Origin of the sequence: Serratia sp. 3ACOL1 (assembly GCF_003668775.1) — a bacterium.
Classification (GTDB): Bacteria; Pseudomonadota; Gammaproteobacteria; order Enterobacterales; family Enterobacteriaceae; genus Chania; species Chania fonticola.
Genome location: NZ_CP033055.1, coordinates 5,219,969 through 5,242,881, shown reverse-complemented (window position 1 = coordinate 5,242,881; position 22,913 = coordinate 5,219,969). Strand labels below are relative to the sequence as shown.

General features: G+C 54.0%; 18 protein-coding genes. 10 read left to right on the top strand and 8 right to left on the bottom strand.

Annotated elements, in window-relative coordinates; all coding sequences use genetic code 11:
• Nucleotides 1–92 precede the first annotated feature (92 nt).
• Nucleotides 93–857, top strand: a complete 765-nt coding sequence (locus D9980_RS23805; protein WP_024485472.1) for an HNH endonuclease — start codon at nt 93–95, stop codon at nt 855–857.
• A gap of 180 nt (nt 858–1,037) precedes the next feature.
• Here the strand turns inward: D9980_RS23805 and D9980_RS23800 are convergent, their stop codons facing one another.
• Nucleotides 1,038–1,829 (bottom strand): nucleotidyltransferase domain-containing protein, encoded by a 792-nt coding sequence (locus tag D9980_RS23800; protein ID WP_121608621.1) that lies wholly within the window; start codon nt 1,827–1,829, stop codon nt 1,038–1,040.
• Nucleotides 1,830–1,833: 4 nt separating this feature from the next.
• A complete protein-coding gene (locus D9980_RS23795; RefSeq protein ID WP_121608620.1) occupies nt 1,834–3,057 on the bottom strand; it encodes an RtcB family protein in 1,224 nt (407 codons plus the stop codon).
• Between the two features lie 189 nt (nt 3,058–3,246).
• On the opposite strand from D9980_RS23795, the gene rtcR reads away from it, so the two are divergent.
• The 8 genes from rtcR to D9980_RS23755 all read left to right on the top strand — a co-directional run bounded on the left by rtcR (nt 3,247) and on the right by D9980_RS23755 (nt 12,375).
• Complete coding sequence (gene rtcR / locus D9980_RS23790) at nt 3,247–4,824, top strand: RNA repair transcriptional activator RtcR (RefSeq protein WP_121608619.1); 1,578 nt, start codon at nt 3,247–3,249, stop codon at nt 4,822–4,824.
• Nucleotides 4,825–4,907: 83 nt separating this feature from the next.
• Nucleotides 4,908–5,462, top strand: coding sequence for an isopentenyl-diphosphate Delta-isomerase (gene idi / locus D9980_RS23785; protein WP_121608618.1), 555 nt, complete (start codon nt 4,908–4,910; stop codon nt 5,460–5,462).
• A gap of 200 nt (nt 5,463–5,662) precedes the next feature.
• On the top strand, nt 5,663–7,816 hold the full coding sequence (locus D9980_RS23780) for a carbon starvation CstA family protein (protein ID WP_121608617.1): 2,154 nt from the start codon (nt 5,663–5,665) through the stop codon (nt 7,814–7,816).
• Between the two features lie 130 nt (nt 7,817–7,946).
• Nucleotides 7,947–8,150, top strand: a complete 204-nt coding sequence (locus D9980_RS23775; RefSeq protein ID WP_021179159.1) for a YbdD/YjiX family protein — start codon at nt 7,947–7,949, stop codon at nt 8,148–8,150.
• A 23-nt stretch (nt 8,151–8,173) separates the two neighbouring features.
• On the top strand, nt 8,174–9,136 hold the full coding sequence (gene yjiA / locus D9980_RS23770; protein WP_121608616.1) for a GTPase: 963 nt from the start codon (nt 8,174–8,176) through the stop codon (nt 9,134–9,136).
• Between the two features lie 340 nt (nt 9,137–9,476).
• Nucleotides 9,477–9,752, top strand: a complete 276-nt coding sequence (locus D9980_RS23765) for an antitoxin of toxin-antitoxin stability system (RefSeq protein ID WP_121608615.1) — start codon at nt 9,477–9,479, stop codon at nt 9,750–9,752.
• Nucleotides 9,753–9,845: 93 nt separating this feature from the next.
• Nucleotides 9,846–11,075 (top strand): lysozyme inhibitor LprI family protein, encoded by a 1,230-nt coding sequence (locus D9980_RS23760; RefSeq protein WP_121608614.1) that lies wholly within the window; start codon nt 9,846–9,848, stop codon nt 11,073–11,075.
• 124 nt (nt 11,076–11,199) lie between these two features.
• On the top strand, nt 11,200–12,375 hold the full coding sequence (locus tag D9980_RS23755; RefSeq protein WP_121608613.1) for an IS4 family transposase: 1,176 nt from the start codon (nt 11,200–11,202) through the stop codon (nt 12,373–12,375).
• Nucleotides 12,376–12,604: 229 nt separating this feature from the next.
• On the opposite strand, the gene D9980_RS23750 is transcribed toward D9980_RS23755, so the two are convergent.
• Genes D9980_RS23750 through D9980_RS23740 form a run of 3 tightly spaced genes read right to left on the bottom strand, consistent with a single transcriptional unit; the run spans nt 12,605 to nt 16,253 of the window.
• Nucleotides 12,605–13,789: an amidohydrolase gene (locus tag D9980_RS23750; protein ID WP_121608612.1), complete on the bottom strand. Its 1,185-nt coding sequence runs from the start codon at nt 13,787–13,789 to the stop codon at nt 12,605–12,607.
• Nucleotides 13,782–15,029, bottom strand: coding sequence for a Zn-dependent hydrolase (locus D9980_RS23745; RefSeq protein ID WP_024530865.1), 1,248 nt, complete (start codon nt 15,027–15,029; stop codon nt 13,782–13,784). The genes D9980_RS23750 and D9980_RS23745 overlap by 8 nt, the downstream gene beginning before the upstream one ends.
• Nucleotides 15,030–15,032: 3 nt before the next feature.
• Nucleotides 15,033–16,253, bottom strand: coding sequence for a hypothetical protein (locus tag D9980_RS23740; RefSeq protein WP_121608611.1), 1,221 nt, complete (start codon nt 16,251–16,253; stop codon nt 15,033–15,035).
• Nucleotides 16,254–16,708: 455 nt separating this feature from the next.
• On the opposite strand from D9980_RS23740, the gene D9980_RS23735 reads away from it, so the two are divergent.
• Nucleotides 16,709–18,022 (top strand): FAD-binding oxidoreductase, encoded by a 1,314-nt coding sequence (locus D9980_RS23735; RefSeq protein WP_121608610.1) that lies wholly within the window; start codon nt 16,709–16,711, stop codon nt 18,020–18,022.
• Nucleotides 18,023–18,049: 27 nt separating this feature from the next.
• On the opposite strand, the gene D9980_RS23730 is transcribed toward D9980_RS23735, so the two are convergent.
• From D9980_RS23730 to D9980_RS23720, 3 genes are read right to left on the bottom strand one after another with little or no spacing between them, the layout of a single operon-like run.
• Complete coding sequence (locus tag D9980_RS23730; RefSeq protein WP_162304321.1) at nt 18,050–18,730, bottom strand: hypothetical protein; 681 nt, start codon at nt 18,728–18,730, stop codon at nt 18,050–18,052.
• 8 nt (nt 18,731–18,738) lie between these two features.
• Nucleotides 18,739–20,328, bottom strand: coding sequence for a fimbrial protein (locus D9980_RS23725; RefSeq protein ID WP_121609078.1), 1,590 nt, complete (start codon nt 20,326–20,328; stop codon nt 18,739–18,741).
• Nucleotides 20,329–20,342: 14 nt separating this feature from the next.
• Nucleotides 20,343–22,805 carry a CS1-pili formation C-terminal domain-containing protein gene (locus D9980_RS23720; RefSeq protein WP_121608609.1) on the bottom strand — a complete coding sequence of 821 codons (2,463 nt, stop codon included), beginning with the start codon at nt 22,803–22,805 and terminating at the stop codon, nt 20,343–20,345.
• Nucleotides 22,806–22,913: the final 108 nt, after the last annotated feature.

Here is a 22,913-nt window from a genome sequence, read left to right as displayed (position 1 = left end):
CATATTATCGATGAGGGTAGGCAATAACCGATGTGCCAGGCATAGTAAGTGGCCCAACTAACACAATTAAGTTATGCCACAACGAGGCCCTGATGGCTGCCGTCAATCTCTGGACACGGGAACAGTTGCTGGTAGCTTTTACGCTATACAGCCAAATCCCTTTTGGTAAGTTGCACGCCAAAAACCCCGACATTATCCACTATGCTGGGTTAATCGGCCGCTCACCTTCCGCATTGGCAATGAAGTTAGTGAATATCGCCAGTCTGGATCCGTTTATCGTTAACTCTGGCCGGCGTGGGCTGACGGGAGCCTCCAAAGCCGATCAGGCGCTGTGGCAGGAAATGAACTTCGACAGTGAAACCTTTGAACAGCAGTGCCAATTGGCGATGACACAATTGGAACCACCAGTTATGGCATTGCATGACAGCGGCATGGAAGACTTCAGTGGCAGAGAAAGAACCACCATCATCAATGCGCGTGTTGGTCAGCAGCTGTTCCGCAAACGGGTGCTGGATGCGTATGAAAATCGCTGTTGCCTGACCGAACTGGAAGAACCGATGCTGCTGGTCGCCAGCCATATTCGCCCGTGGAAGCATACCGTTGAACATCGGCTCAACCCCAACAACGGCTTATGTCTGTCCAACCTGCACGATAAAGCGTTCGATCGCGGGTTAATCACCTTTAATGAACACCTTGAGCTGGTACTTTCACCGCGCCTTAAACAACTGAAAAGCGCCATCAGCGAAGAGAATTTCGCCAAATATGAAGGTCGCAGGCTGAGGCAACCGGTCGATTTCCCTCCGGATGCCAGCCAGCTGGCCTATCATCGGCAAAACATTTTTATCGCTAAAAACTGAAGAATTAAACGGGCGCAGCATGCAGCGCCCCTACGGTCGGACTGGGGAATACCTAGCCTGACAAATCCCAAACAACTCAACTCGTAGGGGCGCCGTATACTGCGCCCTTATATAATCAATGAGTTAACCATTTTTTTATATCCTCAGTGTTACCGGGGAGCCTTCCTTCTCCCCGGTTGATTACACCATCACCGTGCGATAAAGCAGTTCATCCAGCGATTTGTCGCTGCGGGCCGGGCTGTCGGGCAAGGCTTCCTGCCGGGCATCCGCCGTCAGTTCCTGCGCGATAAACGCGTGGATCCTTTCCCTACGTGGGCCGTACTCTGCCTCACCTGCGCGCCGTTTGGCCGCCAGTAATTCATGGATTTCCGCCAATAGCAGCGGATCCTCCACCGTGCCAGCCAACAGTTGGTCAAAACGCATCGGTGGCACGCCCTTGCCCGCTTCTATCCAGCGCACCGCCAGCAGAGGGCGCAGCACGTAGAAATATTTCTTCAGCCTTACCTGCTCCCCCTGCAGATAACCACGGAAGTTTTTCCTGGCCATCGACAGATAGTGCCAGCGCGCCCGCTGCGCGGAGAACCACTCCGGCACCACATCTCGCAACGCCGCGACGCTCTCGGGGGCTTCCTGATACACCACGGGTGAATCCAGCCACTCGATCAGCGTCGGGTTAGCCCGTTTCAGCAAGCCGAGCGCCTTACGCCATTCCCAGCCACAGACATCCAGCTCATGATCGATTGGCAGCTCTATCACATCCCTCTGCGCTTCTACCCGCAGATACCATTCCGGCGGGTGGACATACAAAAAGCGTACGTCGTAATCGCTGTCCGGCGAGGCAAAACCCCAACCACGGCTGCCAGATTCGCAGGCATAAAGCACCCGCACGTCATAACGTTTTTCTACCTCGCCCAGCACTTGTCGGACTCTTTCCCGCATGGCGCTGTCCACGCCGTTTAATTGCTGTTCCATCACGTTATCCTTTTACGCATACCACCTGCCGCAGGGTATGAACGATTTCCACCAGGGAGGACTGTGCCGCCATCACTGCATCGATATCTTTATAAGCCATTGGGATCTCATCGATCACCTCGCTGTCCTTACGGCATTCCACATGTTCGGTAGCCCGGATCTGGTCGGCCACGGTGAAGCGTTTTTTCGCCGCCGTACGGCTCATGGTGCGGCCTGCTCCATGGCTGCAAGAGCAGAAGCTCTCCTCGTTACCCAATCCGCGCACGATGAAGCTTTTCGCCCCCATCGAACCGGGGATGATCCCCATCTGCCCTTTCTGCGCAGACACGGCCCCTTTACGCGTCACCAACACCGGCTCACCAAAGTGCGTCTCACGTTGCACATAGTTATGGTGGCAGTTCACGGCCTCTTGCTGGGTGGTGAACGGTTTGGTCACGATACGCGACAGCGCCGCCAGCACGTGCTCCATCATCACTTCCCGGTTATGACGAGCAAAGTCCTGCGCCCAACCCACGGCTTCCATGTAATCGTCAAAATGCTGGCTGCCTTCTTCGAAATAGGCCAGGTTACGATCCGGCAGGTTAGCGATATGCTGTTGCATATCCTGCTGCGCCAGAGCAATAAACAGCGAACCGATGGCATTCCCCACGCCACGGGAACCGCTATGCAACATCACCCACACCTGCTGCGTTTCATCCAGGCAAACTTCGATAAAGTGGTTACCCGTTCCCAACGTTCCCAGATGCTGATAATTGTTGGTGTTGCGCAACCGCGGGTATTTATCGATCAGGCGGTTAAAGCGCGGAGCCAGTTCGGCCCAGTGGCGATCGACGGTTTGCGGCGGAGTGGTCCAACTCCCTTTATCTCTTTTTGAACGGGTTGAGCTACGCCCATGCGGCACCGCCTGTTCAATGGCGCTACGCAACCCAGCCAGGCTATCCGGCAGATCGGCGGCCACCAGCGAAGTACGCACCGCAATCATGCCGCAACCAATATCCACGCCAACGGCCGCCGGAATAATCGCGCCACGGGTAGGGATCACGCTACCAATGGTGGAGCCTTTACCCAAATGCACATCCGGCATCACCGCCAGATGTTTAAAAATAAACGGCATTTTTGCCGTATTCAGCAACTGCTCACGCGCTTCTGGCTCAACGGGCACGCCCTGTGTCCACATTTTGATTGGTGCGCTGTTAACCGGTGCCATCAACTCATAATTATTCTTCATTCTTTAGTCATCCTTTTTCTTTTGACGTAGTGGATATAGCGAAAGACGTGCCAACTCGGTAAAAAATCCTCATTAAAATCACAATGTATTGATTTTTAACTAATAAATAATTAATCACGGATAACTGGCGATGATGCCAATAAGACGGTATTTTATCTTTTAGGATAGTATTTTATCGCAAGGGATAATATGAAGCGCAGAGTCGTGATCGGAGTGCTGGGCACCACGCTGGATAAACGTGGCAAACGGGAAAACCGCTGGAGCAAGTGGCGGCCAACGGTAGGTCTGTGCCAGCAGCCCGAGCTGCCGATCGATCGCCTGGAGTTGCTGCATCAGCCACGCGATAAAGGCATGGCGCAGCAGGTGGCGGAAGATATCGTCGCGGTCTCGCCAGCCACTCAGGTGGTATTACAGGAAGTAGCACTCAAGGATCCCTGGGATTTGGAAGAGGTGTACAGCGCCTTTCTGGACTTCGCCAGCCGCTATCCGTTTGATACCGAGAACGAAGACTATCTGGTGCATATCACCACCGGCACGCACGTGGTACAGATCTGCTGGTTCCTGCTAACCGAGGCACGATACCTGCCTGCTCAACTACTGCAAACCGCCCCCGGTGACAAAAGCGATCGCCCATCCCCCCAAGGGATCTACTCGGTGATCGATCTGGATCTCAGCCGCTATACCGCCCTCACCAGCCGTTTTCTGCATGAACAACAGCGTTCGGTGTCGTTCCTCAAAGCCGGCATTGAAACGCGCAACGCCACCTTTAACACGCTGATCGACCAGATTGAACGCGTGGCCCTGCGCTCCAATGCGCCCATGTTGCTCACCGGCCCCACCGGAGCCGGGAAATCCTTTTTGGCGGAGCGTATCTACCAACTCCGGCATTCGCGCCATCTGGTGAAAGGCCGTTTTGTCGCGGTGAACTGTGCCACCCTGCGCGGCGATAACGCCATGTCGACCCTGTTCGGCCATGTCAAAGGGGCGTTCACCGGTGCGTTGCAGGCACGTTCAGGCCTGCTGCGTGAAGCCGACGGTGGCATGCTGTTCCTTGATGAGATCGCCGAGCTGGGGCTAGACGAACAGGCTATGTTACTGAAAGCCATCGAGGAAAAAACCTTCTTCCCCTTTGGTGCCGATAAAGAGGCCAGCAGCGACTTCCAACTGATTGCAGGCACCCACCGTGATATGCGCGACTGGATAGCCCAAGGCCGTTTCCGTGAGGATTTATACGCTCGTATCAATATGTGGACCTTCCCACTGCCTGGCCTGGCTGAGCGCCGCGAAGATATTGAGCCGAACATCGATTACGAGTTACAGCGCTTTGCCCGCAGCAACCAGACGCAGGTCCGTTTCGACAAAGACGCCAGGCAGCGTTACCTGGCTTTTGCCCGTTCCCCGCAGGCGGTCTGGCGCGGTAACTTCCGCGAACTGGGATCTTCCATCGCACGCATGGCAACGTTGGCAGAGCAAGGGCGCATCAACCTGCCGTTGGTCGATGAAGAGATAGACCGGCTGAAATCCCATTGGCAGGGGAATACCAGCGTGCCATTACCTGTCGAGCTTGCCGATATCGATTTGTTTGAGCAAAGCCAGTTGGAGACGGTGCTTAAAGTATGCCGATCTTCCACGTCACTTTCCGAAGCGGGTAGACAGCTGTTTGCCGTCTCGCGCCAGCAGAAAAAGCAACCCAATGATGCCGACCGGCTGCGTAAATACCTGGCGCGCTTTGGTCTGAATTGGGACGAGGTGCGAAATAGAGGCTGAATGGGCGCAGCATGAAGTGCCCCTTACATTGAGAGACGGGTGTTATAGTAATAGTTGTACATCGCGATTAAATTGGAATCTTCATGACCCAGCAGCATGTCGTTTTACTTGATGAACAAGGTCAACCCACCGGCGTGATGGAAAAATATGCGGCCCACCAGCGACAAACGCCCCTGCATCTGGCTTTCTCCTCCTGGATCTTCAACCCGCAGGGCGAGTTACTGATCACCCGTCGAGCACTGAGCAAAAAAGCCTGGCCCGGCGTTTGGACCAACTCAGTCTGTGGCCATCCGCAGTGGCAAGAGAGCGCCGAACACGCCATCGAGCAACGCTGTCTGTATGAAGTGGGCCTGAGCGTTGAACAGATCACCGCCGTCGCCCCCGACTTTCGCTACTGCGAGACCGACGCCTCCGGCATTATGGAAAACGAAATCTGCCCGGTTTACGCGGCATTGGCTTCGGGTGTCGTTGCAGCCAGAGCAGATGAAGTGATGGACTTCCACTGGGTGGATTTACCCGCGTTGATCGCAGCGGTAGCGGCAACCCCCTGGGCCTTCAGCCCTTGGATGGGACAGCAGTTGGCGAATGCCAAAACGGAGCAAAACCTGATCGCCTTCGCCACTCGCACTTCCACCTAAACCACTCACCCCGCCATTCCAACCGTTCACCAGCGTATAAAACCGCTGGCTGAAATTCAGATGTCTTTCCCTATCCAGCCTAGCAATGATGAGCTGTTCCTAAACCTGACCCTAACCAGGGGAAGACGCTACAGCTAAATGTCCGACATCTAAGAATCGGATTTATCACTCAATTTTTGCAGATAGGAAAAGGATACCTCATGAAACGCGAGGGAATTTTAAAACACCTCCCATGGATGCTGCTGGGGATACTCGGGGCTTCCTGCCTAGGTGTCATCGCATTGCGCCGTGGCGAAAGCATTAGTGCACTGTGGATCATCGTTGCTTCGGTCGCGGTCTACCTGGTGGCTTATCGCTACTACAGCCTCTACATCGCCACCAAGGTGATGCAGTTGGACGCCACCCGCGCCACACCGGCGGTGGTGAACAACGACGGTCTGAACTACGTCCCCACCAATAAAAACGTGCTGTTCGGCCACCACTTTGCGGCAATCGCCGGTGCAGGCCCGTTGGTTGGCCCCGTGTTGGCGGCACAGGTCGGCTATCTGCCCGGTACGCTGTGGCTGCTAGGCGGTGTGGTGTTGGCAGGGGCGGTACAGGACTTTATGGTGCTGTTCATCTCCTCACGCCGTAACGGTGCCTCATTGGGCGAGATCATCAAAAAGGAAATGGGTCCAATCCCAGGCACCATCGCGCTTTTTGGCTGCTTCCTGATCATGATCATCATCCTGGCGGTGCTGGCGTTGATCGTAGTGAAAGCCTTGGCCGAAAGCCCATGGGGCGTGTTCACCGTCTGTTCCACCGTGCCAATCGCGCTGTTTATGGGCGTGTATATGCGCTTCCTGCGCCCTGGCAAGGTGGGTGAAGTGTCGATCATCGGTATCGTGCTGTTGATCGCCTCCATCTGGTTCGGCGGCGTGATTGCCCACGACCCATACTGGGGCCCGGCGCTGACCTTTAAAGACACCACCATCACCTATACGCTGATTGGTTACGCCTTCGTTTCTGCCCTGCTTCCGGTATGGTTGATCCTGGCTCCACGTGACTATCTGGCCACCTTCCTGAAAATCGGCGTTATCGTCGGGCTGGCGATCGGTATCGTGATCCTCAACCCAGAGCTGAAAATGCCTGCGGTAACGCAGTTTGTGGACGGCACCGGCCCGGTCTGGAAAGGCACCCTGTTCCCGTTCCTGTTTATTACCATTGCCTGTGGTGCCGTTTCCGGCTTCCATGCGCTGATCGCTTCAGGTACCACACCGAAACTGCTGGCCAACGAAATGGACTCCCGCTATATCGGTTACGGCGCCATGCTGATGGAATCTTTCGTCGCCATCATGGCGCTGGTCGCGGCTTCCATCATCGAGCCTGGCCTGTACTTCGCCATGAACACCCCACCGGCAGCACTGGGCATTACCATGCCAGACCTGCACCGTCTGGGCACCGAAGATGCGCCGATGATCATGGCCTCTCTGCGTGATGTCTCCGCACATGCTGCCGCAACCGTCAGTTCCTGGGGCTTTGTGATTACCCCTGAGCAGATCCTGCAAACGGCCAAAGACATCGGCGAACCTTCGGTACTGAACCGTGCCGGTGGCGCACCAACTCTGGCAGTCGGTATCGCTCACGTGTTCCACCAGGTCATCCCTGGCGCAAACATGGGCTTCTGGTATCACTTCGGTATTCTGTTCGAAGCACTGTTCATCCTGACCGCACTGGATGCAGGTACCCGTTCCGGCCGCTTTATGCTGCAAGACTTGTTGGGTAACTTCGTGCCGTTCCTGAAGAAAACCGATTCGCTGGTGGCCGGTATTGCCGGTACTGCGGGCTGCGTTGGACTCTGGGGTTACCTGCTGTATCAAGGTGTGGTCGATCCATTGGGCGGCGTTAAGAGCCTGTGGCCGCTGTTCGGCATCTCTAACCAGATGTTGGCTGCGGTAGCACTGGTACTGAGCACCGTAGTATTGATCAAGATGAAGCGCACCAAGTACATCTGGGTGACCGTGATCCCAGCCGTTTGGCTGCTGATCTGTACCACCTACGCGATTTGCCTGAAGCTGTTCAGCGACAATCCGCAGTTGGAAGGCTTCTTCTACCAGGCCAGCCTGTACAGAAACAAAATCGCCGAGGGCAGTGCTGAACTGACCGCACAGCAGGTTGCCAACATGAACCATATCGTGGTGAACAACTACACCAACGCCGGTTTGAGCATCCTGTTCCTGCTGGTGGTGTATAGCATCATCTTCTTCGGTATTAAAACCGCCATGGCGGCGCACAAAAACCCGAAACGCACCGATCAGGAGACGCCATACGTGCCGGTTCCTGAGGGTGGCGTCAAAGTTTCGTCGCACCACTGATGGTGATTTGATCGATACCCTGCATAATATAGACAGAGTAAGGGCACCCTAAACGGTGCCCGTTTTGCCATCGTAGGGGCGCTGCATGCTGCGCCCGTTATGTAGGGTATTTTTTCTTTGGAGCAGACCCATGTTCGGAAACCTCGGCCAGGCGGGTAAATATCTCGGGCAAGCCGCACGCATGTTAGTGGGCGTGCCTGACTACGATACCTACGTCCAGCATATGAAAGACAACCATCCGGACAAACCGGTGATGACCTATAAAGAATTTTTCCGCGAACGCCAGGATGCCCGCTACGGTGGCGATGGCAAAGGCGGTATGCGCTGTTGCTAGTTAAGTAAGAACAAGGACCAGGCATGAAACCCATTGCAGTCACCATCCTGACGGGCTTTTTGGGCGCAGGCAAAACCACCCTGCTGCGCCATATTCTGAATGCAAACCACGGTTACAAGATTGCCGTCATCGAGAACGAATTCGGTGAAGTGCCGATTGATAACGCGCTGATTGGCGACCGCGCCAGCCGTATCACCACCCTCAGCAACGGCTGCATCTGTTGCAGCAAATCCAACGAACTGGCAGACGCGCTGCTGGATCTGCTGGATGGCGTCGATCAGGGGCAACTGGAGTTTGACCGGCTGATTATTGAATGCACCGGCATGGCCGATCCCGGCCCGATCACCCAGACCTTCTTCTCGCACGAAGTCATCGGCCAACGCTTCCTGCTGGATGGGATTATCACGCTGGTGGATGCGGTACATGCCGATCAGCAGTTGAACCAGTTCACTATCTCGCAGGCCCAGGTGGGTTATGCCGACCGCATCCTGCTGACCAAGACCGATGTGGCAACGGATAACGACGCGCTGATCCAGCGTTTACAACTGATGAACGCCCGCGCACCGGTATATAAAGTGACGCACGGCGATATCGATCTCAGCGTGCTGTTCGATATCGAAGGCTTTGTGCTTAACGATAAGCTCAACGTGGCAGCACCGGCCCCACTGTTCCGCCGTATCCCGCAGGCACAGAACAACATCCAGTCGATCGTGGTGTACCACGACCAGCCGCTGGAACTGATGCAGATTTCCGAAGTGATGGAAGGTTTATTGCTGAAATTCGCCGATAACCTGCTGCGCTACAAAGGGATTTTGTCGATCAAAGACGAACCGCGCCGCTTGTTGTTCCAGGGCGTGCAGCGTCTGTATAACGCCGACTGGGACCGTGAATGGTTGCCGGAAGAAGAGTGCAAAAGCACGATGGTGTTTATCGGCATCGAATTACCGGAAGATGAGATCCGCGCGGGGTTTGCTGCGCTGGGTTGATGAGTTGGGGGCGGTTTTGGGTGTTAGAACTGCAAAGTCGCCTTCCTTCCATGGAGTTATTACATAGATACAATGGAATCGCTCCCAATCTATTGTATATAAGTAATAAAATCGAGTAAGGATAGAGCAAAGACTTTAAGCTAGCCCTCATAATCTGCAAGTCTCTACCGCATTTTGCGATCACAATTCCAACCTATGGAACAACTTCTTGTAAATCCATCCAGTCTGTTTTTTGCACGGATTTATTGCGGTATTGTCTCCCTAATGAAAACGCCCTGTCATTTTCTTCAAGGCAATAAAAAGGTATATACTTAGTTAGTACCTTGATGAGGATTTATCTATGAGTAAACAGGCCGTTTTTACCATGAAGCTTGAAGCCGAACTCCGCGATACTTTTATGGCTGCCGCCGAGGCGGAGCATCGCCCAGCATCACAAGTTGTTCGTGAGCTTATGCGGCAATATATTGAACACCATGAGTATCGCCATTTTTTGGAAGAAAAAGTCAATGCAGCCCGTCACTCTATAGCAAACGGGGAGAGTGTTGAACATGAAGATGCCAAGGCTATTTTTGCAGCGCAAAGGGCAAAAAGTTCATTGGACAAAACAGGCGCTTGATGACAGCGAACAGTTTGGCCTAAAACAAGTCCATAGGCGATAAGCTAAAAATAGTGACTGGGCGAACCAATAGACAACCAAAAGGAACTCAGCATGATCGCCAGGCTTCAACGCGCTAACCCTCACCGTAGTACAACATTGGCCAGCCATCCTTTATCGCGCTTGTTGCTCTGCCTATGCCTGGCGTTCGGGGCCAATACGACGGTGCAAGCCGCCTCTTTCGACTGTGCCAAAGCCACCAGCGATGTCGAGCATAGCATCTGTAATAACCCGGATCTGAGCAGCCTAGACGGACAGCTGAGCGAAAATTACCAGGCGGCGATGGCAAGCCTGCCAGGGGATCAGGCCGACGCGTTACGCACCGAGCAACGTAGCTGGTTAAAGCAACGGGATGCCTGCAACGGTCAGGAAAGCTGCCTGAGCGATTTATTTAGCCAACGCGCTACCCAGTTGCAGAACACTTCCAAGCAGGCCGCCTCGGCGCTAGATAACATCATCGCCAGCATTCCGGCAGACCCAGCCGCTGCGGCACAGCAGTTGCAGCAGTATCGCGGCCCGCTGGCCTCCGCCTGGCTGATTTACCTGCATCAGTTTGCCCCCACCAGCAAGGTCACGGATACAGAGGTAGAAACCAGGCATCAAAGCGTGATCAAGGCGATGAACGACGACACATTCTCCCAGTCAGTGTTACATGATATCGAGAACGATCCCAAGACCGGCCATGATGTTGCGGTTTTGACGCTATTGCGTATGACCATTGAGCGAGCCGGGTATGAAAACGCCGATGGCCGCCCCTATGTGCACTGTTTTATCTTCAAGCAGCAGGGCGCAGCGGCTTATGAAGCCTTTGGGGCATTATATGGATCGTCTCGTGATTCACAGGCCCCCATTTGCTCACCGCAGGGAGATCTGTTCGAACGGCCAGCCTGGCAGCAACTTACTAAGTTAATAGAACCGATGATTGGCAAGGCCAGTGAAAATAGCGGCACCATTCGCTTTGCCAGCTATGCCGATTGGGCGATGTTCCGCCTGCGCGCCACCGTCTCTCCCGAGGATTTCCTTAAACCAAGTCAGAACACGCCAGCCACGGGCGATCCTGCACAGATAATCCGCAGTTGGTCTGATGATAAGGTTTGGCCGAAAGAACAACGCGAGCAGGTGCTTGTCGCCATTGAACCAGCACGTCTAGCAACCATGGGCTGGTTGCAAACCGAGAAGCATTTCTCGGCCAGCGATGCGGCCAAAGCCGCCGATGCGATAGTGAACACCTGGCTCAGTGACAGAATGGACTTTATCGGCGAGATGAGCGGGCCGGAGGACTGATAAGTACAGTGAGGCCCCTCACCCTAACCCTCTCCCAAAAGGCTGAGGAATCCCCACAAAAAAATGAAAGGCACGATGAAGTGTGATCTACTGGTTGCGCTAACAAAACAGAAGAGACCTCATCGTGCCTTTACAAACAGTTTGCCAGAAATTTTTCTCCGCGTCTTTACGTGGTATCCATTCCTTTCGGATCAATGTGCTTATCTCTATGACCATTGCACTTTGCAACGGCGCTGACTTGACGCTGACCAGTCTCGGCCGTTCGCTTCCAGGCAGGGCTCACGTCAAAAATAAAATTAAGCGTGTTGATCGGGCCCTCGGTAATACTGCTCTTCATCACGAGCTTCCCCTTATTCAACAGATGCTTACCCGGTCTATCACCTCACTGATGCCGTTCTGCGTTATTGCTGTCGACTGGAGCGGATGGCATGACAAAAACTGGCATCTGCTGCGAGCAAGCCTAATCTGTAATGGCCGTTCACTCCCTCTGATGAGCGAAGTGGTGCCCGCCTGGCTGGCACAAAACAGCCAGGTTCAGTGCGCCTTCCTTGACCGTCTCCACGCGGCCATTCCCGACGGAAAACCCGTCACAATAATCACGGATGCGGGCTTCAGAACTGACTGGTTCAGGCACATAAGCCAACTGGGCTGGTGTTTTACGGGCAGGGTCAGAGGGCTCGTCTGCTTCCAGTTGGAAGGAAGCACCCGCTGGATGAAAATCAGTGACTTGCAGGCGGAGAGCACCCCCATAAAAGTCGGTTACGGTGTACTTGCTCGTAAGCCGAGGATGCCTTGTTACGGTAGCTTTTATCTGCAAAAGCGCCCATCGGCGGGACGTCACGGAAAAGGCAGACGGTCAAAAACGGAGAAAGAGCATCGAAGTAGCGCTCAGGAACCGTGGTTGCTGTTCAGTAATGTTGAAGGCCTGGAGCCTCATCAGATAATGACCCTCTACAGTCGTCGGATGCAGATAGAGCAGAACTTCCGCGACGAAAAAAGTCCGCGCTTCGGATATGGGCTGAGACTAAGCCGCAGCCAGGGCTGGGGTCGCCTGGCGGTTCTGAGTGTAGTGGCAGCGATGGCCAGCCTGGTGATGTGGCTGACGGGGTATATGGCGGAAAAGAAACAACTTCATCGGCATTATCAGGCAAATAGTGAGAAAGGGAGGCGGATCCTGTCGTATCTGAGGCTTGCTGGTGAGGTCCTGAGAGACAGACCGGGAATAGTGAGACGGATGAATATAGTTAATATGCTGAAAAAGTTAGGGAATGAGTACAGTAATATGGTCATGGGATGCTGACCATATTACTGGGGATCACTCAGCCCAAAAGGAGAGGGGACCGAATGTGCCACGGATTAACTCCCACATCTGACCTCAATACCGAGAATGCTAAACAGCGAAGCATGCTGTGCCACAGGTTAACTTCTGCACCTGACTACAGCTCCGGACAGCTCCCTCTCCCTGTGGGAGAGGGTTGGGGTGAGGGGTCGAACGCCGCACTCAATGTTGCCCAATAAAGCTATCGGGCTTAAAACGCATCCTGCTGCAAGTAGCTCCAGGCATACTGCGCATACAACTCCGCGCCGGTCGCCATCACGTCTTCATCGATATTGAAGCAGCCGTGGTGGTGCGCCCAGTCGGTGCCTTTCTCTGGGTTGCCGCAGCCTAACAGAGCAAAGCAACCGGGGATATTTTCAATAAAGAAGCTGAAATCCTCACCGCCGGTCGTCGGTTTTTCGGCAAACAGCACCTCGTCGCCGAAGGCCGAACGCACTACCGATTGTGCCAACAACGCGCTGCGTTCCTCGTTGATCACCGGCAAGGTGCCGTATGTGTATTCCACCTGTGAGGTCGCGCCATAAATGGCCGCGGTATGCTCTGCGTAACGCTCAATCGCAGCCTTGATACGCTCACGTGCCTCGACGTTAAAGCAGCGCACCGTGCCATCCAGCACCGCATTTTCAGCAATCACGTTAAACCGGGTGCCAACTTCCATTTTGCCGATGGTAACGACTGCCGACTCTAACGGCGAAGTTTCACGGGAAACGATCGCCTGCACGTTCATCACGAAGGCCGAAGCAACGACCGCTGCATCCACACAGGCCTCTGGCATTGAGCCGTGACCGCCTCGCCCTTTGAACTTCACCTTCAGCAAATCCGCAGAAGCAAAAGTAGAGCCGACATTACAAGACACCTTGCCCGACGGGCTGGTAGTCCAGATATGCATGCCAAACGCGTTATCCACGCCCTCGATCGCGCCCTGCTTCACCATTTCACGCGCACCTTGAGCAATCTCTTCAGCAGGTTGGAAAATCAGCCGTACGTTGCCACGCAGGCTCTCACGGTTTTCATACAAGGCTTTCGCCGCCGTCAGTAGCATGGCAGTGTGGGCATCGTGCCCACAGGCGTGCATCTTCCCATCGGTTTGCGATTTATAACTTAATGAGTCGTTGAGTTCCTGTACCGGTAACGCATCCATATCGGCGCGAAGGGCCACGGTCTTGCCAGGCTGCCCACCGGTAATCTCGGCAATCACGCCCGTTGGCGTCGTCAGACGATAAGGAATACCGATCTCCTCCAGCGCTTGCGCCACCTTCTGGGTGGTGCGTACCTCTTCCCAAGGCAGTTCCGGGTGAGCATGCAGATCGCGACGGAACGCAATCATCGCCTCCACGTGGGCTTTAATGGATTGCGCGATAGCTTTATTAGTCATAACTGCTTGCCTCTGTGATCTCTTTTACCGTTTGAAAAATAACGTCGATGCCTTTCTGAATTTGCTCATAGTCGGTCCACTCGTCGGGATGATGGCTCAGGCCGTCCTTGCTAGGAACAAACACCAGTCCCACATCGGTGATCCCGGCAAAAATCATCGCATCATGCCCGGCTCCGCTGACCATGGTCCGGTGGCTCAGCCCCAGCGCTTCGCTGTGTTTTTGTAGCTGGCTGTGGATACCGCTGTGCAGACGCGTCGGCTCTACCAGCAACGGTTGTTCAATCTGGCAGGCGATCCCCGCCCCGGCCTGCTGTTGGATACAGGCTTTGGTTTGCTCAACCACCTGTTGCAGCTTATCCAATCGCTTGGAACGGATATCGACGGTGAAAATCACCTTGCTTGGTATCACGTTCGCCCCGTTAGGGAACACCTGAATTTTCCCCGTGGTGGCGACCGTTTCATCACCAGCCTCACGGGCAAAATCGCCAACGCGGGCGATCACCTGACTGGCGGCCACCAACGCATCATGGCGACGATCCATCGGCGTGGTGCCCGCATGCCCGGCCTTACCGGTGATGGTGACAACCAACTGAGTGATACCGACGATCACGTCTACCAGGCCAACGTCTAACCCTTCCTGTTCCAGCACCGGCCCTTGCTCAATATGCAGCTCGATAAACGCCTTGAGAGTTTGCGGCTCCCGCACCACGCTGGCCACCCGATCGGCATCAAAACCGACCTGCGCCATGCACTGTGCTGCCGATTGCCCCTGGCTATCCCGCAGGCGGTGCAACTCTGCGGCATCCACCTTACCTGCAATCGCACAGGAAGCCAGCAGGCCACGGCCAAAGCTAGCCCCTTCCTCTTCCACCAGCGCCACCACTTCTAGCGGGTAACGCGGCAATAACCGATGTTCCTGGAACAGCTTGGCCACTTCCAACCCCATCACCACTCCGGCGGGGCCGTCGAAAGCGCCACCGTTGGGCACCGAGTCAAAGTGGGAGCCGATCATCACGCTCGGCAATGCCGGGTCCTGCGCCTGACTCTTGCCGAAGATATTGCCGATGGCATCCTCACGTACGCTGAGGCCAGCCGCCTCCATCTGTGCCTTGATATAAGCCCGAGCCTGTTGGCCCTGCGGGCTGTAACTCATACGCGTCGTGCCTTCGCCCGGCGTAGCCGTAAACTCGGCCAGTTGTTCCAGGTGCTGCTGAATACGCAGCTGATTTGCATAGCTCATGACTTATCCTGCGATTGGGGTGATGTAACCGACCATAACGCCCGCCAACACCACGGAAACCATGGTCACGGAAATAAATCCGCCGACCAGCATCGGTGCCAGCATATGGTGTGTCAGGATCTCACGCTCTTTTTCGTCTTTGGTCAGCGCCGTTATCGCTTCGTTAGTGATGATGTAATCCGCCGGGAAGCCATACATCGCCGTAAGGGAGATCGCGAAGGCCATCTCCATGCTGACGCCAAGGAATTTACCCACGATCCACGAGACGATAAACATGCCCACCACTGCAACAGCGATCAGCACCAGCATCGGGAATACCAGCCGCAGCAGCATTTCCGGGGTTGCTCTATTCAGGGTGTCAAAGATAAACAGCATCAGCCCCATCACCGCAAATCCGAAGCCGTTGGCTTTCTGCAGCGGTTGTTTTTCCAGGAAGCCGATCGTGGCGGCCACGACACCAAACAGCAAACACAGCACGAACGGGCTTATGGCGACCACCGGGGCCAGCAGGTCTGATACCAGATAAGCCAGGTAGCCTACCAGCGCCAGGCGCAGGAACTTGAAGTAGCTGGTATTGTAATGGGCCGGGATCAGGCCAAACATACGCGGCATTTTTTCTTCCGCGCTGACCGTGGTTGGCATTTTATCGGCTGGCAATTGCGCGGCAGATTCGTGCCATTCGCCATTGCGATACTTTTTCAGCACGCGTTTGCCTTCCCGCTGCAGCATGATGGCGGTTAACGGATAACCGGCAAACCCTTGCATTACGTAGATCAGGATAGCAAATACCGAGAGATCGACCAGGCCCGCGCTGGCTGCCCCCTTCGACATGATCAACGCCGAAACGATGCCACCAACCAATGGGGGAATGGTCACGATGGCGGTGTTCATATCAAACATCAGCATGCAGGTCGCAAACACGGCGGCGATAATGCCAGCAATCCCCGACAGCGAGATCACAATGGTTTTCCATTGCCGCATCAGCTCAGGCACCGAGAGCAGCGTCCCCATGTTGGTGATCAGCAGATACATCAGCATCACCGCTACCGCCGGTGTGATACCAGCCAGGCTGACGATATCCTTCGGGAAAAACGTCCAGTAGCCGAACAGGAACAACACCGCACAGACAAATACAGAAGGGATCCAGGCTTTAGTACGCACGGATACCGCATCTCCCAGGTATAAAATCACCATTACAATCAAAAGCGCTAACATCTGTGACATAGAATATTTCCGTTCTTATATTTTTTAGAAATCCGTTTAGGATAGTTAAATCCACTAAGTTACAATCATAATGCAGTTAACAACTCTACTATCTTGGGCGGGGATAGCCGATTTTCAGAAGAAAACCTCAGAAAATGGGTCATTCTCATCAATTCCGATACTAAACAGCTATGGCTGGGGAATAAAGGGAAAACAAGAAAAAATCAGAAATAAATCTGCTCAGTGATCTCAATTTAGGCCGCAGAGGATCGCCCCGCTTGCACTCCCCAGGCAATTGTCAAAATGCGGTAATCCAATGAGGCGCCTCAATGCTTAACGGTTGCTTATAAATAACTTACCGTCAATAAATTGAGGGGAATGAGCAACGGCTGAATCTGCTGGTTCAGAGTGGTTAAATGTTTTATAACCCTATTTAGTGACCTTGAGTGGCAAACATTTTAAAAAGGACCTTGAGTTTGAAATATGCATCGGTGCCGTTAAATCAAAACCAAAATGGTTGGTTGAAACCTGACCTTCGCCCCACCGTTTACCCAACGCTGATCGGCGATACCGAGGCTGACTGGGTGGTCGTAGGCTGCGGCTTCGCCGGGATTTCCTTCGCAAGAAGGCTAGCCAGCCACGATCCTAAACTGAAGATCATCATCGTTGATGCGGCCTGTGCGGCTGAGAGTTCTTCGGCCAGAAATTCAGGGTTTATTATCGGCTTACCTCATAATATTGGCAGCTCTACGGCGGAGTTGAAAAAAGCCCAGTCGTATCGTTCTTTATTACAAGAAGGGATCAATCAATTAACCCAGCAAATTGAGCAACAAGGGATCGAATGCGAATGGGAGAATGCCGGCAAATATCACTGCCAGGTTGACGCCGCTAATCAGCGGGTGCTCAAAGAATATACCGACAATCTCGATGCCATGAGCGAGCCTTATCAAATATTGGATAAGGAAGCGCTGTATCGAAAATTGGGTACTCGTTTTTATAATAAGGGCATCTATACCCCAAGCTCGATCCTGGTTAATCCTGCCAGCCTGATCGTCGGCCTGGCAAATAATCTGCCGGACAACGTGACGATGTATAACCATACCCCGGTGATGGCGATCCGGCACGGTAACGTGACGCAGGTGGTCACCCCCTTTGGCACGATTAGAGCGGCCAACGTGATGTTAGCCACCAACGCCCTCTCCAGGGAGTTGGCTCCGGTCACCAGCCAGCAGGCGGCAATGGCCACCTTCGCCAGCATCACCGCGCCATTAACCGCAGAGCAACGCCAAAAGCTGCCAACCATGAGCAGTTGGGGGCTAACGCCGGTCAACGCGATCGCTGGAGCAACGGTGCGCTATACTCAGGATCACCGTTTCCTGATCCGCCAACATGTGACGCCAGCCTTGAACGGCCGGATCACCGCTGCGCAGACCTATCAGGCAACCCTGTTACATCAGCAGATTTTCAACAAGATTTACCCACAGCTGCGGGATGTGCCTCTGACCAGTACCTGGTCTGGCACCATCAGCGTCACCCGCAATGGTGCGCCGGTTTGGGGCGAATTAAAGAAAGGCATTTATACTGCCGGAGGTTGTAACGGCGCAGGCGTGTCCAAGCAAACCATTGCCGGGACGTTATTGGCAGACTATGTGCTGGGGATCGACCATCCGCTGATTGGCGCGATGCAGGAACTCGGTAAGGCAAATTACCTGCCGCCTTCGCCAGTACTGGATATTGCGATTGGCGTTTCTTTGATGAAAGAGCGCTACCTGGGGCGCAAGGAAGTCTAGCTTTGGTGGTGAACTGGGGTGGGGATCCTACTCCTGCCCCTGCTCGAAACACTGCTCCCCAAGACGCTGATACTTGTTGAAACCGATAATAAACTTGCGATTCTGCCCACGCAGATCGGCACCACGATAGCTTTCACCCGGCAACAGATTGAACACTTTGGCGGTGTCATCCTGCCCGTCGCAGCCCTGATGAATCATCACGCGGAAATAGGTATTGCCGGTGTTTTTCAACACCCCGGCCAGCGGTTCATAGTGATAAGTGAAACGCATCTTGCGCGGGCGAACGACCATGATGGTATCTAGCGCCATGGTCGGGGATACCAGCGGTGTCTTGTCTTCCCCCTGCATCTCCATTAAGTTGGCCGGGATCTCTTGGATCACTATGCGATAATAGCGCTCGCGCTCGTCCGCCGGGCCGCGATAGAAGATCTTGAAATATTCCCACGCCCCCGGCTCCAGTATTTTGCGCAGTGGGGTATAGAGCAGTTCGCCCTGTTCTAGCGGCTGAGGTTGTTCATCAACCCCCGGTTTGGCAATCCGATAGGCACCGATCACATACAGATTGGTCTCTTTGGTGTTGTTAACAAACTGGCGCGAGAAGAAGGTGCGATCGCTCTCCAGAGTAAATACTCCGGACGAGAGATAAACTGCCTGCACCGGAAACGCCAACATCAGCCCCGCTAGCCACCACCCTAGTCTTATCGTCATTTTCAATCCTAATGGATATCAGGGCCGGTCCAGACCGCCCTGACCCTTACCTCACCGGTGGCGCTGACAATCCCCATCCAATCCCGTCCATCCAGGGTCCACATCGAATTGCCCTCATTCATCGGGAAGCTGAGAGACAACTCGGTACGATAAAAGCTGCCGTCGTTTTGTGAGGGAACCGGCCAGGCGGTTCTTACCCAACGAGCCGCATTCAGGCTGATAGGTACATCATCACAGCTGGCACGCGTGCGGACCACTTGCCCAACGTTATCGGTATAAGCCAGATAGGCCGAGAACGGCACCCTAAGCTTACCGTCGGTGGAGGAAAAGACGCAGTACGGGCGCCCATTGACCTGCCCTGCCGGACCGTAAACCTGCGCGGTAATGCTATCAGCCTGCCTTGGGCCAGAGGTAGTCAAAATATAGTCGAACACGATCGGCGGTTCTGTGCTGCCGACTTTGCCTTCACGCTTGGGATTAAGTACCAAGTCCTTGGAGATAATGCTAATCCCATAATCGCGCGGAACCAGCAAGATAGTGTTCGAAGGTGAAAATTCGTAATATCCGGACTGCGGCGCCACCGTACTGGTGAACAGGAAAGTGAAGAAGTCCTTGCTGTGGCTCAGATCCACTCCCCGATCGATCAGGTTCTTCAGGAAGGTCTGCGATAAAAATACATAAATACCGCCGTTACCGGCTTTGATCAAATTCGCCGCGTTGGTCGTGGCGCTGTAGTTTACCCAACCACTGGCACCATCGGCACTCAGGCGAATGGTATTTGCCGCAGGCGTAAACCCAAGCGCAGCAGTGTTGAGCTTCATGTTCATGCGCATCGGCGAAAGGGTGCTCCCCTGCATCTGATAAGACACCAGCTTACAGATCGCGCCACTCAGTGAGCCAATATAGCCCACAGAGCAGAACTGAGAACCCGTTCCCATCACCGGATTGCCATTGCTGTCGATAAAAATTTCCTGCAGTGCGTTGGTAGATTCCAACCGCAAATTACCCGCTTTGGTGATGGTGAATTCATGGCTGGTCTGCGAGCCGCCTACGCTGACACAGCTTTGCCCTGCTGCAGGGTTGTAGTCCGTGCGGGTAGAGCAGAAACGGTATTTATAAATCTCCGTCAAGCCTACCGACACATTTTTAAAATACTCATAAGCCGAATCAGAGAAAATACCACGTCCATAACGCGCTTCGCCGTTGCTGGTGTTAACCTCCACGTGATAAACGCCATTATCGCCAATATAGCCCGGCAGATAACCGTTAGAGGGGCAAGCGCTACCATTATTCATACAGCGGTTACCGATAAATGGCCGAGCGATGGGAGAATCCTCCAACCAGATATCGGCGAACGAATTGGTCTGGATCAGCCCGGTATAGCCCATATAGCCCAAACTGCGTTGATCGCCTGACGCATATTTGGTAAACGCGTTGGCACCGCTGAAACGGGGATCGGTGCTCTGTGGCGTGATGAAGTACTCTCCATCCACCTGATTTTCGATAAAGAAATAACTGTTGCTCACGTTGGCCGCCTGGCTAGAGAAGGAAACCAACATCAGCACCCCAGCCCACTGGCAAATATTACGCAGTTTCATGTCAAACCCTTTGCTCATCGTTGTGCCAGAATGGTCTGCACGTTGCACACCACATCGCCGACCCACTTCACGCCCTTGGCCTTGGCCAAGTCCAGATCGACTTCGCAAATACCATGATCTGGCATGGTCAATGACACGCTCGGGTAGCGTTTATCAACGTCCATCTGGAAGGCGCCCGTCGCATCCGTAATGGTTTTACCGATGTGGTTACGCACAGAGGCATTGGCGATCGCCCGGCCATTTTCCATGGTCATACGGCCGAACACCGTCACTAACTGTTTCACTTCCGGCTCATAAACGGCGACGTTGCCCGGATACAGCGTGACGTTGCGGGTGCGCCCCTTGACGATGTCAAAGCTGTCCATCGAGTTTTTATCGTTCATCAGTTCAACCTTGTAGCTCGAGTACGGCGGCAACGGGATAAAGTTATTCGTACCGCTCAGCGGATAGCTGCGGCCATCGATCTGAGCCGACAGCACCGCATCGTCGATGAAACCGGTTTTTACCAACACCCCGGACTTCTCCTGAATACCGCTGGCGGCGAAGTTCTTATCGCTGTAGGCCACCGCACCTCGCGCAGTCAGGTTGCCATTGAGGCGATTGTTGTCCGGCCGTGAGAGCGACATCGTGCCCGCGCTGTATTTGGTATCGAAGGCGGCATAGCCAGAGGCCGAATAAGCGCTGTCACCGTTGTGCTTATCCTTGACCAGCTTGGCCAGGTTGAAACCGGCAGAGGTAAACGCCGAGTCATCGAAGCTCTTGTTGCCGGCCAGGTTGGCCCGCACGTTGCCATTGTTGGAAGACACACCGGTGCTTAACCAGGCGGCCAGCGGCAAAGAGAAGTCCAGCGAGATATAGCGCTGGTTGGTGCTATTGGACTGGTAATCATAGCGATAACGCTGGATACCGGCGCGTAGGTTGACCGTGCCATAACGCCCGGAGAATAGTGACGTTGAGTATTCCAGGTTGTTAGAGGTGCTGCGATCGCGCTTATCCACCGTACGGCTCAGCGTAAGCTGACCACCACGTTCAAAGAACCGGCTCAGGCTAAGGGTACCGCCATAGGAATAACTGTCAGACTCATAGACCGGCAACGCCTTACCGATATGGCTCTTCTCCCGGTTAGCCCACACGCTGCCGAAGCCTTTCGGTAGCATAAGGCTGGCGCTTAAAATATTGCGGTAACGCCCGCCCTGTGACAGCAACCCCTGCCAGCCCAAGCTCGCGAACTGGTTCACGTTGAGGTTGATCGAGGTTTCATTCACCACCTTCTTGTCGAAGGTATAGGTCGAGGTTTGCACCGCCAGGCCAAATATCGCCGGGACCGAGGCGATCTTGAGAATTTCCGGGATCGACATCGCCGCCGACGCCCCTGCCAGATAGGTTTCGTTGGTGGTACTGTCGTTGGTGCGGTTATTGCGGTTGTCGTAATTAACATATCCGCCATATAGCTGCCAGTTCAGTTCTTGCGCCACGCCATTACTGCCAGAGAAGGCTTTGTTGATCGTCTGGCGCATACGCGAATGGGTTTTGCCGTCGATCACCACTTCGACATCAACGTCATAAATCCCATACGGCAGGCGGCTGGTATCGACCTCAAAGCTGCCCATCGGGAAGTTCTGGATGTTCAACAGACGTCCCTGCCGGTAGATATGGACTTCACCCGCGCTAGGTAAGAATACGGTAATTGGCGTTAGCGAATATTGGGTATTCTGGATCTTGGTAGCAGACTTATTGCCATAGGTGACGCCATACACCTTGCTGGAGTTAAGTGCCGACAGGCTCCCCAACGATTGCAGGTTCCAGGTGTCAACCAAGCCAAATGCCAGACGGCGTCCGCTCATGTCCCGTTCATACATGGCACGGTAAAGCTGAGAATCCTGCTGAGACTCCCCAATACCGTAAAACGAGCCGTTCACATTGAAATGATGCTCCGCGAAGCCGAAGGTGTTATCCAGGGTCAGGTAGTTATTCGAGGTGTTCTCGCCCTTTTTTAACTGCGAGCGGTAAACACCGAGATCGTAATTCAGCACCGAACTGAAATTCGGCACCGAAGAGAGTCCCAGCAGACTCGTTCTTGGGATAATAGCGGTCCCTAAGCTTTTTTCACTCACGTCCAGCGTCAGGACAAATGAACGGATATTCAGGTTCAGATCGGCATCGGACGAAACGGCAATATGGGTATTTTGATCAAAGAAACGATCTTTCAGACCGCGGATCAATGTCTGGGTCGTTTCCGCCAACGTTGCCCCTTCAGACTCTTCCGCCAGCGTAATATCTCTTATCATCAGGCGGTCTTTTTCCAGCACCACCAGCGCATCCGCTACCTTTTGTTTTTCTTGTTGGTCGCCACCTTTGTAACGCAGCAGGACAGGAATGGTCATACCTTCGGTCAGCGCCTGACCAAATACCCCCGGGATAAGATAATTTCCTAAACGAACATCCTGTAGGTTTCTGGCGTTAGCCTGCATAGACATCAGAGCCGCAGCAATACATAGCGCTACAGCCTTGGTTCTTGTCCTTAAGATGAAATTATTACCCATTTGCTTCCCCAAATAGCCCCCTAATCCACACCTGGAAAAAAT

Excerpts from the sequence above, each read along its gene's own strand:
- D9980_RS23745 (WP_024530865.1), bottom strand. The coding sequence starts at position 15,029 with ATGAGCTATGCAAATCAGCTGCGTATTCAGCAGCACCTGGAACAACTG.
- idi (WP_121608618.1), top strand. The coding sequence starts at position 4,908 with ATGACCCAGCAGCATGTCGTTTTACTTGATGAACAAGGTCAACCCACC.
- D9980_RS23760 (WP_121608614.1), top strand. The coding sequence starts at position 9,846 with ATGATCGCCAGGCTTCAACGCGCTAACCCTCACCGTAGTACAACATTG.
- D9980_RS23775 (WP_021179159.1), top strand. The coding sequence starts at position 7,947 with ATGTTCGGAAACCTCGGCCAGGCGGGTAAATATCTCGGGCAAGCCGCA.
- D9980_RS23800 (WP_121608621.1), bottom strand. The coding sequence starts at position 1,829 with ATGGAACAGCAATTAAACGGCGTGGACAGCGCCATGCGGGAAAGAGTC.
- yjiA (WP_121608616.1), top strand. The coding sequence starts at position 8,174 with ATGAAACCCATTGCAGTCACCATCCTGACGGGCTTTTTGGGCGCAGGC.
- D9980_RS23780 (WP_121608617.1), top strand. The coding sequence starts at position 5,663 with ATGAAACGCGAGGGAATTTTAAAACACCTCCCATGGATGCTGCTGGGG.
- D9980_RS23750 (WP_121608612.1), bottom strand. The coding sequence starts at position 13,789 with ATGACTAATAAAGCTATCGCGCAATCCATTAAAGCCCACGTGGAGGCG.
- D9980_RS23795 (WP_121608620.1), bottom strand. The coding sequence starts at position 3,057 with ATGAAGAATAATTATGAGTTGATGGCACCGGTTAACAGCGCACCAATC.
- D9980_RS23730 (WP_162304321.1), bottom strand. The coding sequence starts at position 18,730 with ATGACGATAAGACTAGGGTGGTGGCTAGCGGGGCTGATGTTGGCGTTT.
- D9980_RS23725 (WP_121609078.1), bottom strand. The coding sequence starts at position 20,328 with ATGAAACTGCGTAATATTTGCCAGTGGGCTGGGGTGCTGATGTTGGTT.
- D9980_RS23765 (WP_121608615.1), top strand. The coding sequence starts at position 9,477 with ATGAGTAAACAGGCCGTTTTTACCATGAAGCTTGAAGCCGAACTCCGC.
- D9980_RS23805 (WP_024485472.1), top strand. The coding sequence starts at position 93 with ATGGCTGCCGTCAATCTCTGGACACGGGAACAGTTGCTGGTAGCTTTT.
- rtcR (WP_121608619.1), top strand. The coding sequence starts at position 3,247 with ATGAAGCGCAGAGTCGTGATCGGAGTGCTGGGCACCACGCTGGATAAA.
- D9980_RS23720 (WP_121608609.1), bottom strand. The coding sequence starts at position 22,805 with ATGTCTATGCAGGCTAACGCCAGAAACCTACAGGATGTTCGTTTAGGA.
- D9980_RS23740 (WP_121608611.1), bottom strand. The coding sequence starts at position 16,253 with ATGTCACAGATGTTAGCGCTTTTGATTGTAATGGTGATTTTATACCTG.